The organism is Nonomuraea sp. NPDC049750, from assembly GCF_040659625.1.
GTDB lineage: Bacteria > Actinomycetota > Actinomycetes > Streptosporangiales > Streptosporangiaceae > Nonomuraea.
The window spans coordinates 184852-197960 of the sequence record NZ_JBFANB010000017.1; the positions used below are offsets into that span (position 1 = coordinate 184852).

Here is a 13109-nt window from a genome sequence, read left to right on the forward strand (position 1 = left end):
CATGTTCAACCGGAAGATCGCCGCTCTCGCCGCGGCGGCGCTGACCCTGACCGCCTGCGGGTCGCAGCCGCAGGCGTCGAGCAACGACAAGCCCAAGGCGCTCACCATCGCCACGACGTCGAACAACCAGGCGCCGATGCAGGCGGTGGTCGAGGCGTACAAGAAGAAGACCGGCCTCGACATCAACGTGACCGTGGCCGACACCGCGCAGTACCAGACGACGCTGCGTACCCAACTGTCGTCGGGGACGGCGCCCGACGTGTTCACGGTGTGGCCGGGCAGCGGCAATCCCGGCGCCATCTCCATCCTGCAGAAGGCCGGCTACCTGGCCGACCTGTCGGACCGGCCGTGGGCCGCCAAGATCGAGCCCGGCACCGCCGAGACGATGCGGATCGGCGGCAAGACCTACGGGCTGCCGTCCAAGCTCGACGCGATCGGCGCGATCTACAACGTCGCCACGCTGAAGGTGACCGGGCTGAAGACGCCGGCGACCTACACCGAGTTGCTCAAGTTCTGCGCGGACGTCAAGGCCAAGGGCAAGGTCGCCTTCGCGCTGGGCATCCAGACCGACTGGGTGACGCAGCTCATCCCGTACGCGCTGGTCGCCTCGACCGTCTACGCCGCCGACCCGTCGTTCAACGACAAGATGGCGAAGCAGCAGGCGCGTTTCGCCGACTCCGGCTGGGAGGCCGCCTTCACCAAGTACCTGGAGATGAGCAAGGCGGGCTGCTTCAACGCCGATCCGCTCGGCACCGACGTGACCGCCTCCTACAACCTGGTCAACACCGGGAAGGCCGTCGGCGTGGTGCAGGTGCTCGCCTCGTACTCGCAGATCACCTCGACCGCCCCGAAGGACGCGGAGTTCGGGTTCTTCCCCCTGCCCGGCGGTGACAGCGGCACCAACCCGGTCCCGCGGGGCATCGGCGTGAGCTTCGCGGTCAACGACAAGGCCAAGAACAGGGTGAACGGCCTCGGCTTCGTCGACTGGCTGGCCACGCCGGAGGCCATCAAGGTCTGGTTCGACACCGCGCCCGGCATCCCCGCGATCCAGGGGGCCGAGGTCGAGGCGGCGCCGGCCGTGCGGGCGGCGATCGACATCATCGCCGCCAGTCACACCGCGCCCTTCCCGGACTCCGGCTGGCCCAACGCGCAGGTGCAGGCCGCTCACTTCGCCGGGATCCAGCAGCTCTTCTCCGGACAGGCGGACGCCAAGCAGGTGCTGGCCTCGATGGACGAGGCGTACGCCGCCGGTTGATCCGCATATCTCCCCGTATCCCCCATCTCCCGCGAAAGATCCATGACTGAAACCTCGTCACATGACATCATCGCCGCCGTACCCGTGTCGTTCGCCGAGGACGGCGCACTCGACCTGGCCGGGACCCGTGAGATCCTCGCGTACGTCGCGGGCTCCGGGGTCCAGGGGGCGCTCGTGCTCGGCACGACCGGCGAGTTCCCGGCCCTGTCGATAGAGGAGCGCAACGCCGTCGCGGCGCTCGCCGTGGAGGTGCTGCCCGGCATCCGCGTGATCGTGCACGTCGGGGCCGCCAGCCGGTACGAGGTGTCGCGACTCATCGCGGGCGCGCGGGCGGCCGGCGCCCGCGAGATCGCCGTGCTCACCCCGTTCTACCTGCCGACGCCACCAGAAGAGGTCTACGCGTTCTTCCGGGACGTCAGCGCGGACGCCGCCGGGCTGGACATGTTCGTCTACCTCTTCGAGGCACGTACCGGCGTGGCGGTGGACGAGGAACTGCTGGTACGGCTCGCGGGCCTGCCGAACGTCGTGGGGGTGAAGGTCAGCGGCGAATCGCTCGACACGATCGCCTCGTACCGGGCCCGCCTGCCCGAAGGGTTCCTCATCTACACCGGCAGCGACGCCGACTACGCGGCGGCGGCCGCCGCGGGCGCCGACGGGATCGTGTCCGGCGTGGCGTCGGCGTTCGCCAAGCCGTTCGTCGCGATGCGAGCCGCACTGGAGCGCGCGGACGTCGGCGCCGTGGCGCGCCTGCGGGGCGACGTGGACGAGGTGGTGGACGCGATCCGCGGCGAGCCGACGCGGATGCTCGCCGTGCACCGCCTCGCCGGGCGGCCGGTCGGCCGCTCCCGCATGCCGATCCCGGAACCCGACCAGGAGGCCCTGCGGCGGCTCGCCCGCGACCTCCCGCTCCACCACTGACCACCTTGATCGCTTCGCATCCAGCCAAATGGAGAATGCCATGACGCGTACGCGTTCACACCCCTCTGTCCGCACCGCCGCCCTCGCCCTGGCGGCCCTCCTCGCCCTGTCCGCCGCCCCGGCGCACGCCACCACGGACGGCCCGCCGCTGAAGGTGCCCGACGGGCTCATCGACACCTCCAACACCGCCACGCTCGGCCTGGACCGCGCCGCGCGCGCCGAGACCATCACGGTCTTCGCGCCCGGCGCCGAAGACCGGAAGTACAACCACGGCGTCGTCCTCATACCGTTCAAGGGACGGCTGTACGCGCAGTGGCAGAGCTCCGCCGTGGACGAGGACGCGCCCGACACGATCGTCACCTACGCCACCAGCAAAGACGGGAAGAGGTGGTCGAAGCAGATCCCGCTCACCGCGCCGCGCACCGACGGCTACACCTCCAGCGGCGGCTGGTGGACCAACGGGCGGACCCTCGTCGCCTACCTCAACGTCTGGCCACGCGGCCTGACCCCGCGCGGCGGCTACACCGAGTACGTGACCAGCAGGGACGGCCGGCACTGGAGCAGCCCCCGCCGGGTGACCGGAGCCGACGGGCAGCCGGTGAACGGCATCATCGAGCAGGACGTGAAGGCGCTGCCGGGCGGGCGGGTGCTGACCGCGTTCCACATGCAGCCCGGCCTGTTCGTCAAGCCGTACTACACCGACGACCCGCTCGGCGTCTCCGGCTGGAAGCAGGGCGACTTCACCAACCAGCCGAACACCCCGGAGATGAGCCGCGAGCTGGAGCCGAGCTGGTACCGGCGCCCGGACGGCTCGATCGTGATGGTCTTCCGCGACCAGGGCGGCGGAACCCTGCGCAAGCTCGCCGCGGTGAGCACCGACGACGGCGAGACCTGGTCGGCGTCGGTGGAGACCAACGTGCCCGACTCGCGCACCAAGCAGAGCGCGGGGAACCTGCCGGACGGCACCGCCTACCTGGTGGGCAACCCGACCGGCACCCGCAACAGGTACCCCCTGACGGTGCTGACCAGCGCCGACGGGGTGACCTTCGACAAGGCCTACAACCTGCGCACCGCCGAGGACCTGCAGCCGCGCCGCTACGAGGGCCTGTACAAGAACGCCGGGTACAGCTACCCGAAGAGCATCGTGTGGAAGGGCTCTCTGTACGCGGCCTACGGCACCAACAAGGAGGATGTGCAGCTCAGCCGGGTCCCTGTCGCCGACCTCGCGCGGCGGGGGAGGTAGGCCCGCCCGCCGCCGCGGTCCGCGCCGCGCCGGCGGCGCGTCATCCCGTGACGGAGAAGATCGTGCCCAGCATGCTGCGCGCGGCGGCGAGCTGGGCCTCGGGCAGGTCGCCCACTTTGCTCTTGAGCCGGGTGGCCGCCACGGTGCTGATGCGGTCGATCATGGCGGCTCGGTCGTCGCCGACGTCGACGACGAAGGCGGTCAGGGCGTGCGCCAGGTCGGCGGCCTCGACGTGGGCGGTGAGCACGTTGTCGTTGTAGAGCGTGTGGTAGAAGTCGCCGGTCACGACGAGCCGGACTTCCTCACGGTCGCCGAGCTGGACGGTCCACAGCTCGCCGAATCGGTGGCTCACGCGGCCTCGCCGCGGCGCTCGTCGGCGGCCCGCGCGGTGTCGTCGGCGACGATCCGCTCGTCGGCTTCCTGGTGGGCGCTTTCGCCGTAGACCTTGGCGCGGGCGGCCGCGCTGTGGGTGGCGGCGATCTCGCGAAGGGCTCCGCGCTCCAGGACGGTGGAAACGCTGAGCCCGTTCGCCTCAGCGTGCTTGCGTACCGCCTCCAGGACCCACGGGGCGATGCTGACGGATGTTCTCTCCTTGGCCATGATCCGTATGCTACGGCCGATGCGGCGAGAGTGCTACCCGTCGTAATACTCGGGCTCATACTCTCGCTGGCGCGCCGCCACCTAGCTGGTGGCGCGCCAGGTGAGGGACAGGCCGGTCGCGGCGCGTTCGGTGCGGATCTCCATCATGGTGCCCAGGATGGTGGCATGGTCGGACACGACGGGAACGGCGTCGGGCGTATAGGCGATCCGGGTGCTGACGAGCACGGCACTGCCCTCGGGCTCGTGCAGGCGGCGCGCGGCGGCGGGGTCGAGCAGGCCGGGCCGGACCACCTCCGACGCCCGGGCCACCGCCACTCCCGCCTCGGCGAGCGCCGTGTAGAGGGAGACGGCGGTGAAGTCGCGCTCGCGGATCTGGTCGGCCGCCGGCCGGCGTACCCAGGACACCTGGTGTACGGCGGGACGGCCGGCGAACTCGCGGACCCGCTCCAGCCGCAGGGCGGTGTCGCCGGGAGGCAGCCGCAGCTCCGCGGCGATCCGGGCGGGGGCCCGGCGCATCGCCCGCCCGGCCACCACGGTGCGTACGTCGTGGCCTTGTTCCCGCAGATCGTCGGCCAGGCTGCGGAGCGAGCCGAGCTGGTACGCCAGATGGGCCGGGGCCACGAACGTGCCCTTGCCGGGCCGCTGCACGATCAGCTTCTCGTCGCTGAGCTCCCGCAACGCCTGGCGCAGCGTCATGAGGGTCACCCCGTAGGAGGTGCTCAGCTCCCGTTGCGGGGGCAGGGCCGCACCGGGGGCGTAGTGTCCCGACCGGATCTTCGCGGCGAGGTCGGCGGCGATGGCGCGGTATCTCGCCTCATGCCCGGCGTCGGGGGTCATCCTGGTGCGTCACTCCTGGTCGAGGGCCCGGCATCGGGAGTCATCGTGGTCGGTCACCCTCCTGGTCGAGGGCCTGGCGCAGGGTCGCGAGGAAGGCCCGCAGGTCGTCCGGCCCCGCCCCGTCGAGCACCCGCCGCATGACCGCGGCGCCGACCACCACGCCGTCGGCCTGCCGGCCTGCCTCCCGCGCCTGGTCAGGCGTGGAAATGCCAAATCCTAGCAAGACCGGCCGGTCGGTGCCGCGTTTGAGCCGCGCGGTGAGCTCCGCCGCCGAAGCGGCGAGGTCGGCCCGCTCGCCGGTGGTGCCCATCACCGACACCGCGTAGACGAATCCGCGACTGCGGCGTGAGATCTCCGCCAGCCTCGGTTGCGGCGTCGACGGCGACGCCAGCAGGGCCAGCTCGATCCCGGCGGCGGCGGCCACGTCCGTCAGCTCGTCCGCCTCGTGTACCGGCAGGTCGGGCACGATCAGGCCGCCGACGCCGGCCCGGCGCAGCGCGGCGCAGAACGTCTCGGGCCCGTCATGCAGCACCAGGTTGTAGTAGGTGCTGGCGACCAGCGGCACGCCCACGCTCTGGACCTCGGCCAGGTCGGCGAGGATCCGGCGGGTGCTCGCCCCCCGGGCCAGTGCCGCGTTGCTCGCCTGCTGGATGGTGACGCCGTCGAGCGTGGGGTCGGAGAACGGCAGGCCGACCTCGATCGCGTCCGCGCCGGCTGCGGCGAACGCTTTCAGGTATCGCGTCCAGCCGGGTGTGATGCCCCCGGTGACGTACGGCATGAGCAGACCGCGACCGGTGTCCCGGCGGGCACGCAGGTGGCGTTCGACCTCGCCCAGGGCCAGGATGTCCGTCACAGCAGCTCCTTCAGGGTAGAGATGTCCTTGTCGCCCCGGCCGGACAGCGTCATCAGGACCGTCGATCCGGCGGCCAGTTCGCCGTCGCCCGCCGCGCGGATCACCCAGGCGAGGGCGTGCGCCGATTCGAGCGCCGGGACGATCCCCTCGGTGCGCGCCAGCCGTAGCGCCGCGCCGACCGCCTCCTCGTCGGCCACCGTGACGTACCGGGCCCGGCCCAGCTCGCGCAGGTGAGCATGCTCCGGGCCGACCCCCGGGTAGTCGAGGCCGGGGGCGATGGAGTGCGCCTCGACGATCTGCCCGTCGTCGTCCTGCAGGAACAGCGAGCGGCAGCCGTGCAGGACGCCGAGCCTGCCGCGGGCCGCACCGGCGCCGCCCTCCGCCTCGACACCGACGAAGCGCGCCGAGGTGTCGGCGAAGCCGGCGAACGTACCGGCCGCGTTGGAGCCGCCGCCGACGCACGCGACCACATGGTCCGGCACGCCGGTCCGCAGTTCGGCGGCGCACTGCGCGCGGGCCTCGTCGCCGATGACCCGCTGGAACTCCCTGACCATCCATGGGTACGGATCCGGCCCGATGACCGAGCCGACGCAGTAGTGGGAGTCGCCGGTGACGCCCACCCAGTGCCGCATGGCCTCGCTGGTCGCGTCCTTGAGCGTGCGGCTGCCCGTGGTGACCGGGATCACCTCGGCGCCCAGCATGCGCATCCGGAAGACGTTCAGCGCCTGCCGCTCGATGTCGCGCTCGCCCATGAAGACCGTGGCTTCGAGCCCGAGTAGTGCGGCGGCGGTCGCGGTGGCCACCCCGTGCTGGCCCGCTCCCGTCTCGGCGATCAGCCTGCGCCGTCCCATCCGGGTGGCGAGGAGGGCCTGGCCAAGCACGTTGTTGATCTTGTGTGACCCGGTGTGGGTGAGGTCCTCGCGCTTGAGGTACAGCCGCACGCCCAGCTCCTGCGACAGCCGCCGGGCCGGTGTGAGCGGGGTCGGCCGTCCGGCGTGCAAGGCGAGCAGTTCCGCCAGGTCGCCGCGGAAGCCCGCATCCGCCCGTGCCTCCCGGAACGCCTCGTCCACCTCGCGGCACGCCTCCACCAGGGACTCCGGCGCGTACCGCCCGCCGTACTCGCCGAATCGGCCTCGCGCCTCAGGCTCGCCCATCGTCCCGCCCACCGGGACGGGCTCCCGCCATGGCGACATCTCTCGCATCACACACTCACCTCGTTCTATAACTCTTCATAGAGTTCTATAACAGTGAGTGTGACATGGACGAGGTGGGACGCGCCACCCCCTGCGCCGCCCTCATGGAAAGATCATCGGTATATGATGCTCGAATGAGATCGATGCAGGAGCCCACTTTCCTGATCCTTACCGCGCTCGCCGCCGGCCCCCAACATGGCTACGGCCTCATCACCGACGTCGAACAGATCTCCGAGGGCCGGGTGCGGCTGCGCGCCGGGACCCTCTACGCCGCCTTCGACCGCCTGCAGGAAGAGGGCCTCATCGCCGAGGATCGCGAGGAGATCGTGGACGGCCGGGTCCGGCGCTACTACAGGCTGACCGATGACGGGGCGACCCGGCTGGCGGCGGAGGCCGAGCGGATGCGCCGTCACGCGCGAGCGGCATCCACCCGGCTGCGCGCCGCCGGCCTCGGAGGAATGGCGTGACCTCCCTCGAAGCCCGATACCGGCGGCTCCTGGCCTGCTATCCCCACGATCACCGCACCCGGCACGAGGAGGACATGATCGGCGTACTCCTGGCCGGATCACGGCCCGGACAGACCCGCCCGCACCTCGCCGACACGGCCGATCTGCTGGCCGGCGCGGTTCGTGTGCACTGCCGGCGGGCCTTCGGTACGGTGTCGGCGCCCGCCTGGCGGGACGCCGTGGCCGTGGGTGCGGCGCTGTGGCCGCTGCTCATCCTGACCGACACGCTGGCCCGCCAGATCATTTTCCTGGCACCGAGCATCGGGTTCGGCCTGCTTCACCACTGGGCGCAAGAACCGGGGTCAATCCTGTTCTGGGCTCGGCCGGTCATCGTCTTCGCCCTGCCCGTGCTCGCGGTCGCGTTTCGCGACCGGGGGATCGCCGCACTGGGCGCGCTGGCGTTCCTCCTGCACGTCGGCACATCGCCCTTCTTCCTGCCCATGGCACTACCGAACGTCGCCCTGCCCCTTCTGGCGCAACTGGTGGCGGTCGCCGTCGCCTTCACCGGTCCGGCCCGCAAGGGTGCGTCGCACATCCCCTGGCGCACGGTCCTGCTCTGGATGCCGTTCGGCCTGATCGGGCTGGCCGCCAGCAAGGTCGGCAGGCACCTGCTCGACAGCGCCACCAACCATGAGATCGCACTCTGGAAACCGGTGCCGTGGCTCATCATCATGGCGGCGGCAGCGGGATACGCGGCCAGGTCCGTGGTGGGACGGCGCGCGTCGCTGCTGCTGTTCCTGCCCGCAGCGGCGCTGGGCGACCTCGGGAGGCTCCCTTCCCTGCCCACCTCTCTCGCCCTCGCGCAGATCGGCTGCGTGCTCGGCGCTTTCGCGATGGGGACGATGCTCCGGGGCTCCAAGAATCCTAGGAGGGCCGTCGGCGGCCGACGAACACATACTCGCGGCTGTCCTCGGTGAACGGCTCGCGGGCGAACCCGCCGTAGAGCGCCTCCACCTCAAGTCCGGCGACATCCAGAAGCCCGAGCCATTCGTTCTTCGTCGCCCACCAGAAGGAGCTCTTCGCGCCGTCGTTGAGGACAAGGTCGACGCGGTTGTCGCCAACCGCGTAACGAACCGTGTGCGGTACGGGCTTCTCCTGCCGCGCGCCGTCGAGCTGGACCGCGATCCGATGGTCGAAGGCGATGGCGTTCCAGGCGAATCGCCCCTCCGGCCGGAGCGAGGCGGCGACCCGCTCGAAGGTACGGCGACGGTCGGCCCAGGTCGGCAGGTGCTGGAGTGATCGGAACGGGCAGTAGATCAGCGCCGCGGGCTCGTCCAGGGCGAAGTCGCGCATGTCGCACTCGCGCAGGTCGAGTTCCACACCGGCCTCGGCCGCACGGGTGCGGGCTTGCGCGAGCATCGCCGGTGAGACATCGATCCCGACGACCCGCCGGCCGGTCTCCCGCGCCACCGGGATCGCGACCCGCCCGTCCCCGATCGCCAGCTCGACCACCGGCCCGTCCGCCTCGCGTGCGAGGCCAACGTAAAAGTCCACGTCGGCCGTCATATGACTCGACCATTCCTGGTACCGCTTCGCGAATGCTTCGTCCCAGGTCGTCGCCATCGATCCATGATCGCACCCCGCGTCCTGAAGCGGCCAATGAATAAGCTCAGGCCGGCGGCCAGTTGCGGAGAACGGCGTCGAGGGCGTCCAGCGCTCTGAACCACGAAGCGTCCACGTCACGAGGGTGGCGGCGGAACCCGCCCGCCGTCTCCAGGCTCACGTAGCCATGGAACGTGCTGTGCAGCATGCGTACCGCGTCCGTCTGATCGGGCTCCGAGAGCGCGTATCCGCGCAGTATCGCGCGGGTCATGTCCGAGTGCGGACGCCCCGCGCTGGTGTCCGCTCTGTCGAGCTCGATCTGCATCGCGGCGTACCTGCCCGGATGCTCTTTCGCGTAGCCCCGGTAGGCGTTCGCGAAGGCCACCAGCGCGTCCTTGCCCGCGCGGCCGGCCAGGGCGGCGGCGGCCCTGTCGGCGAGCTCCGCCAGGGCCAGCAACGCCACCCCCACCCTTAGGGCCTGCACGTCCTTGACGTGCGAGTACAGGGCCGCAGGCTTGACGTCGAAACCGCGTGCGAGCGCCGAGACGGTCACGTTCTGAAAACCGATCTCGTCGGCCAGGTCCGCCGCCGCCCTGGTCAGGCGTTCGGCGGTCAATCCCGCGCGTGCCATGTGCCGCCCTTCTCCGTTAACTTACAGGCCTTAAGTATTTGCATAATACCTGTAAGGAAGCTAGCCTCCCCGCCCATGAGAGCAATCACCGAGCGCGACATCCGTACATCATTCGTGAACTGTTCCAAGGGAGAGACCAAGCGGCTGAACGTCCCCAAAGACCTCGCGGACCATCCCTGGGAAGACCTCGACTTCCTCGGGTGGCGAGATCCGGGTGCGCCCGAACGCGCCTACCTGGTCGCCGAACGCGACGGCCCCCTCGTCGGCATCGCGCTGCGGGTGGCATCCGGCGCGTCGCGCGGCTTCACCTCGCGCAGCATGTGCTCGCTGTGCCTGACCACGCACACCAACGGCGGCGTGGCGCTGATGACCGCGCGCCGAACCGGCGAAGCCGGCCGCCTGGGCAACTCGGTCGGGCACTACCTGTGCACCGACCTGGCCTGCTCCCTCTACACGCGCGGGAAGAAGGAGGCGGCAGGGGGCGGGATCATCGATGAGTCCCTCAGCCTGGAGGAGAAGGTCGCCCGCATCCGGGCGAACCTGTACTCCTTCTTGGACAAGGTGGCCGGCCAGGGATAGCGGCCTGATGGCTCTGTGGTCATGTCTGCTTTCCTCCTTCGCGGAGCTGTTCGAGCCGTTCGGTGAGGAAGCTCCAGGTCCTCCAGAACTCTTCGAGGTAGGCCCGTCCCTGGTCATTGAGGGAGTACACCTTGCGCGGCGGACCCTTCTCGGACGGGACCTTCTCCACGTCGACGAGGCCGCGCTGCTCGATCCTGACCAGCAGCGCGTAGATGGTGCCCTCGGCGATGTCGGAGAAGCCCTGCTTCCGCAGCCACGCCGTGATCTCGTAGCCGTACGCGGACCGGCTGGACAGGATCGCCAGGACGATGCCCTCCAGCGTCCCCTTGAGCATCTCCGTCGCCTGCTTGCCCATGGAACACCTCTTCAACTACCCAGCAATGCTGACTACTAGTACATAGAAACGCTGAATAGCGATGACGCAAGCTCGTCAGATGAAGAGCGTTTCCGGAGCGGCGAGCGCCAGACCGGCGGCGCCGAGCGCATGCTGGGCGTCACTCCACGGACGGACGATCACCTGGACGCGGTGGGCCGCGGTGACCTGACTGGTCCGCATCACCACGGAGAACCCGGGCTCCAGGCCCGGCCAGAGAACGTGGTTCTCGCCGATGATCGCGATGGTGGGCGTGCCGAGCAGGTTGACGACGCCGGCGACGGCCCGCCCGAGCATGGCGCCGACCTTGGCGAGCACCCGGGCCAGCGACCGCTCACCGGCGACCCACCGCGAGCGGAGCTCCTCGATGGTGGTGGACGCCTCGGCCAGGCCCTCGCGACGGGCGGCGCGCAGGATCCCGTCGTCGCTGGTGAAGGTCTCCAGGCAGCCCCGCGCGCCGCAGGCGCAGCGCGGGCCGGTGGCGGCGACCGGCGTGTGGCCGAACTCGCCGGACAGCCCGCCCGGACCGCGGTGCACCCGCCGCCGCAGAACCGCGCCGACCCCCACCCCGTCGCCAATACCGAGCACCAGGAAGTCGTCGTGCTCAAGTCCCGCCCGATACAGGAGCTCGGCGGTGGTGCTGGCCGTCAGGTCGTTGTCGACGAGCACCGGGATCGGCAGCTCGGCGCGCAGCCGTTCGCCGAGGGGAAGGTTGCTCCACCCAAAGCGGGGACAGAACCGGATATAGCCCGCATCAACGGAAGCCGGTACGGCCACGCCCACGGCCTTGAGCCTGGGGCCCAGGACAGGGTCGGCCAATCGCCGGTCGATGACAGTGAGTAGCTGGGTGAGCGGGTCTGCGTGACAGTCGAAGGACGATACATCGGATGTGAGCAGTCGTCCATCCAGACCCGCGACCACCGTGACGAGGTGGTCGGTCGCGACGCGCACGCCGATGGTCGCGGCGGCCTCAGGCACGACCTGAAGGGGAATGCGCGGCCGGCCCACCACCCCGGCCTGTGGACTGAGAGTCCGCAGATAACCGCAGGCCAGAAGGCGTCTCGTGTGTTCGTGAACGGTCGCGTCGCCGAGCTTGAGCCGGGCCGCGATCTGACGGCGGTCCAGGGCGCCCGCAGTGCCGAGAAGCGCCAGGATCTCGACGCGGGTCAGATCGCCACGACCGGCTGTTCGGCGAGCAGTCATCGGATATTTCCTATCACGAGCTCATTGACATTACGGATTGCTACGCCCTAGTTTCGGATCAATTAACTCGGCCCCGAGCTTATTGAGTGGAGCTGCGATGGGCAGGCAGATGTATAGCGGTCGGAGATCGCTGGCGGTCGCAACAGCGGTGGTCATCGCGGGGGGACTAACGGCCGGTTGTGGAGGCGGCGGCCAGGAATCGGCGGGAGGCAACAAGGCGAGCAACGGTGCGGTCACGCTCACCTGGGGGATGTGGGCGTCCGGAACCGAGGACCGAAACGCCTGGCAGAAAGTGGCCGACCAGGTCACCCAGAAGTACCCGAACATCAAGATCACGCTCGAGACCTCGCCCTTCAAGGACTACTTCACCAAGCTCGGCACCCGCCTCGCCGGTGGCAGCGCTCCGTGCGTCGTCTCGATGCAGAGCCTGCGCACGGGCGGCTACGTCAGCGGCATGCGTCCCTTGGACGACCTGATCAAGAAGAACGGCCTGGACACCGCCGACTTCGACACTTCGATCATGGCCGGGCTGGCCTCGGGCGGCAAGCAGTACGCGCTGCCCTACGATGTCGGCTCGCTGATCATCACCTACAACAAGGACATGTTCAAGGCGGCCGGTGTGCCGGAGCCGAAGGTCGGCTGGAGCGTGGCCGACTTCGAGGCGGCGGCCAAGAAGCTGACCACCGGCGGCAAGTACGGCTTCGTGGGCTACCCCTCGGCCCTGGGGATGTTCTCGATGATCCTCGCCAAGACCGGCAACGCGGAGCCGATGGACGAGTCCGGCAAGCTCACCCTCACCACTGAGCAGATGAAGACCGGCTTCCAGTGGTACGCGGACCTGACCGCCAAGCAGGGAGTCTCGCCCAAGATACCCGGCGTGGACAACAACTTCACCGAGACCCAGTTCCTCAACGGCAACGCGGCGATGTCGGTGAACGGCCCCTGGTCCGTTCTGGAGCTCAAGGCGAAGGCCAAGTTCGGTGTCGGCCTGGCCACCATCCCCGCCGGTCCAGACGGGACCAAGAGTTACACGGCCGGGTCCGGCTTCGGCATCTCCCAGTCCTGCCCGTACCCCGACGAGGCGTTCAAGGCGGTCAGCACGATGACCAGCGCCGAGGTGCTCGGGCAGCTCGGCGCGGTCGGGCGCGCCTACCCGGCGCGCAAGTCCGTACAGAACAAGTGGTACGAGAACGCTTTCGAGGGCTCCAAGCCGGTCCTCGACGCCGCCAACGCCTCCGCGAAGCCGTTCCGGACGACCAAGAACTGGGACCCGGTGGAGAAGCTGCTGGCCCAGTACGGCATCCAGGCCTTCAACGGCCAGTCCACGGCGGCGGACGCACTCGACCAGGTGCAGCAGCAGTCACCGGCCTAAGGAG

The 13109-nt window shown here is 69.9% G+C and carries 16 protein-coding genes; 7 read left to right on the forward strand and 9 right to left on the reverse strand.

Features of this window, described 5'->3' with window-relative positions:
• The first annotated feature begins 1 nt into the window (after position 1).
• From AB0J16_RS36510 to AB0J16_RS36520, 3 genes are read left to right on the forward strand one after another with little or no spacing between them, the layout of a single operon-like run.
• On the forward strand, positions 2-1255 hold the full coding sequence (locus tag AB0J16_RS36510; protein ID WP_358548261.1) for an extracellular solute-binding protein: 1254 nt from the start codon (positions 2-4) through the stop codon (positions 1253-1255).
• 42 nt (positions 1256-1297) lie between these two features.
• On the forward strand, positions 1298-2173 hold the full coding sequence (locus AB0J16_RS36515; protein ID WP_358548264.1) for a dihydrodipicolinate synthase family protein: 876 nt from the start codon (positions 1298-1300) through the stop codon (positions 2171-2173).
• Positions 2174-2213: 40 nt separating this feature from the next.
• Complete coding sequence (locus AB0J16_RS36520) at positions 2214-3416, forward strand: sialidase family protein (RefSeq protein ID WP_358548267.1); 1203 nt, start codon at positions 2214-2216, stop codon at positions 3414-3416.
• 40 nt (positions 3417-3456) lie between these two features.
• Here AB0J16_RS36520 and AB0J16_RS36525 read toward each other — a convergent pair whose 3' ends face one another.
• The 5 genes from AB0J16_RS36525 to trpB form a co-directional block, all read right to left on the reverse strand.
• A complete protein-coding gene (locus AB0J16_RS36525; protein WP_357955136.1) occupies positions 3457-3768 on the reverse strand; it encodes a type II toxin-antitoxin system PemK/MazF family toxin in 312 nt (103 codons plus the stop codon).
• A complete protein-coding gene (locus AB0J16_RS36530; RefSeq protein ID WP_358548269.1) occupies positions 3765-4016 on the reverse strand; it encodes a hypothetical protein in 252 nt (83 codons plus the stop codon). The genes AB0J16_RS36525 and AB0J16_RS36530 overlap by 4 nt, the downstream gene beginning before the upstream one ends.
• Positions 4017-4097: 81 nt before the next feature.
• Positions 4098-4853 (reverse strand): GntR family transcriptional regulator, encoded by a 756-nt coding sequence (locus AB0J16_RS36535; RefSeq protein WP_358548271.1) that lies wholly within the window; start codon positions 4851-4853, stop codon positions 4098-4100.
• A gap of 40 nt (positions 4854-4893) precedes the next feature.
• The gene (gene trpA / locus AB0J16_RS36540; protein WP_358548273.1) at positions 4894-5706 is read right to left on the reverse strand and encodes a tryptophan synthase subunit alpha; all 813 of its coding nucleotides are present in this window, start codon (positions 5704-5706) and stop codon (positions 4894-4896) included.
• Positions 5703-6908 (reverse strand): tryptophan synthase subunit beta, encoded by a 1206-nt coding sequence (trpB, locus tag AB0J16_RS36545; protein ID WP_358548418.1) that lies wholly within the window; start codon positions 6906-6908, stop codon positions 5703-5705. Before trpB ends, trpA begins: the two co-directional genes overlap by 4 nt.
• A gap of 125 nt (positions 6909-7033) precedes the next feature.
• Here trpB and AB0J16_RS36550 point away from each other — a divergent pair, with 125 nt between their 5' ends.
• Positions 7034-7366, forward strand: a complete 333-nt coding sequence (locus tag AB0J16_RS36550) for a helix-turn-helix transcriptional regulator (protein WP_358548276.1) — start codon at positions 7034-7036, stop codon at positions 7364-7366.
• Positions 7363-8322 (forward strand): hypothetical protein, encoded by a 960-nt coding sequence (locus AB0J16_RS36555; RefSeq protein ID WP_358548278.1) that lies wholly within the window; start codon positions 7363-7365, stop codon positions 8320-8322. Before AB0J16_RS36550 ends, AB0J16_RS36555 begins: the two co-directional genes overlap by 4 nt.
• Here the strand turns inward: AB0J16_RS36555 and AB0J16_RS36560 are convergent.
• Together AB0J16_RS36560 and AB0J16_RS36565 are read right to left on the reverse strand one after the other, a co-directional pair.
• The gene (locus AB0J16_RS36560; protein WP_358548281.1) at positions 8270-8899 is read right to left on the reverse strand and encodes a class I SAM-dependent methyltransferase; all 630 of its coding nucleotides are present in this window, start codon (positions 8897-8899) and stop codon (positions 8270-8272) included. The genes AB0J16_RS36555 and AB0J16_RS36560 overlap by 53 nt on opposite strands.
• A gap of 115 nt (positions 8900-9014) precedes the next feature.
• The gene (locus AB0J16_RS36565) at positions 9015-9578 is read right to left on the reverse strand and encodes a TetR-like C-terminal domain-containing protein (RefSeq protein WP_358548284.1); all 564 of its coding nucleotides are present in this window, start codon (positions 9576-9578) and stop codon (positions 9015-9017) included.
• A gap of 75 nt (positions 9579-9653) precedes the next feature.
• Between AB0J16_RS36565 and AB0J16_RS36570 the strand changes: the two genes are divergently transcribed.
• On the forward strand, positions 9654-10157 hold the full coding sequence (locus tag AB0J16_RS36570) for an FBP domain-containing protein (RefSeq protein ID WP_358548287.1): 504 nt from the start codon (positions 9654-9656) through the stop codon (positions 10155-10157).
• Positions 10158-10176: 19 nt separating this feature from the next.
• Here AB0J16_RS36570 and AB0J16_RS36575 read toward each other — a convergent pair whose 3' ends face one another.
• Together AB0J16_RS36575 and AB0J16_RS36580 are read right to left on the reverse strand one after the other, a co-directional pair.
• Entirely contained in the window at positions 10177-10512 is a 336-nt protein-coding gene (locus tag AB0J16_RS36575) for a PadR family transcriptional regulator (protein ID WP_358548289.1), read from the reverse strand.
• Positions 10513-10587: 75 nt separating this feature from the next.
• Complete coding sequence (locus AB0J16_RS36580) at positions 10588-11733, reverse strand: ROK family protein (protein WP_358548292.1); 1146 nt, start codon at positions 11731-11733, stop codon at positions 10588-10590.
• 97 nt (positions 11734-11830) lie between these two features.
• On the opposite strand from AB0J16_RS36580, the gene AB0J16_RS36585 reads away from it, so the two are divergent.
• Positions 11831-13105 (forward strand): sugar ABC transporter substrate-binding protein, encoded by a 1275-nt coding sequence (locus AB0J16_RS36585; protein WP_358548294.1) that lies wholly within the window; start codon positions 11831-11833, stop codon positions 13103-13105.
• Positions 13106-13109 lie beyond the last annotated feature (4 nt).

What these genes read in the sequence shown, in the direction of transcription:
- AB0J16_RS36530 (WP_358548269.1), bottom strand. Translation starts at nt 4,016, where the DNA reads ATGGCCAAGGAGAGAACATCCGTCAGCATCGCCCCGTGGGTCCTGGAG.
- AB0J16_RS36580 (WP_358548292.1), bottom strand. Translation starts at nt 11,733, where the DNA reads ATGACTGCTCGCCGAACAGCCGGTCGTGGCGATCTGACCCGCGTCGAG.
- trpB (WP_358548418.1), bottom strand. Translation starts at nt 6,908, where the DNA reads ATGCGAGAGATGTCGCCATGGCGGGAGCCCGTCCCGGTGGGCGGGACG.
- AB0J16_RS36520 (WP_358548267.1), top strand. Translation starts at nt 2,214, where the DNA reads ATGACGCGTACGCGTTCACACCCCTCTGTCCGCACCGCCGCCCTCGCC.
- AB0J16_RS36515 (WP_358548264.1), top strand. Translation starts at nt 1,298, where the DNA reads ATGACTGAAACCTCGTCACATGACATCATCGCCGCCGTACCCGTGTCG.
- AB0J16_RS36570 (WP_358548287.1), top strand. Translation starts at nt 9,654, where the DNA reads ATGAGAGCAATCACCGAGCGCGACATCCGTACATCATTCGTGAACTGT.
- AB0J16_RS36510 (WP_358548261.1), top strand. Translation starts at nt 2, where the DNA reads ATGTTCAACCGGAAGATCGCCGCTCTCGCCGCGGCGGCGCTGACCCTG.
- AB0J16_RS36550 (WP_358548276.1), top strand. Translation starts at nt 7,034, where the DNA reads ATGAGATCGATGCAGGAGCCCACTTTCCTGATCCTTACCGCGCTCGCC.
- AB0J16_RS36535 (WP_358548271.1), bottom strand. Translation starts at nt 4,853, where the DNA reads ATGACCCCCGACGCCGGGCATGAGGCGAGATACCGCGCCATCGCCGCC.
- AB0J16_RS36575 (WP_358548289.1), bottom strand. Translation starts at nt 10,512, where the DNA reads ATGGGCAAGCAGGCGACGGAGATGCTCAAGGGGACGCTGGAGGGCATC.
- AB0J16_RS36565 (WP_358548284.1), bottom strand. Translation starts at nt 9,578, where the DNA reads ATGGCACGCGCGGGATTGACCGCCGAACGCCTGACCAGGGCGGCGGCG.
- AB0J16_RS36585 (WP_358548294.1), top strand. Translation starts at nt 11,831, where the DNA reads ATGGGCAGGCAGATGTATAGCGGTCGGAGATCGCTGGCGGTCGCAACA.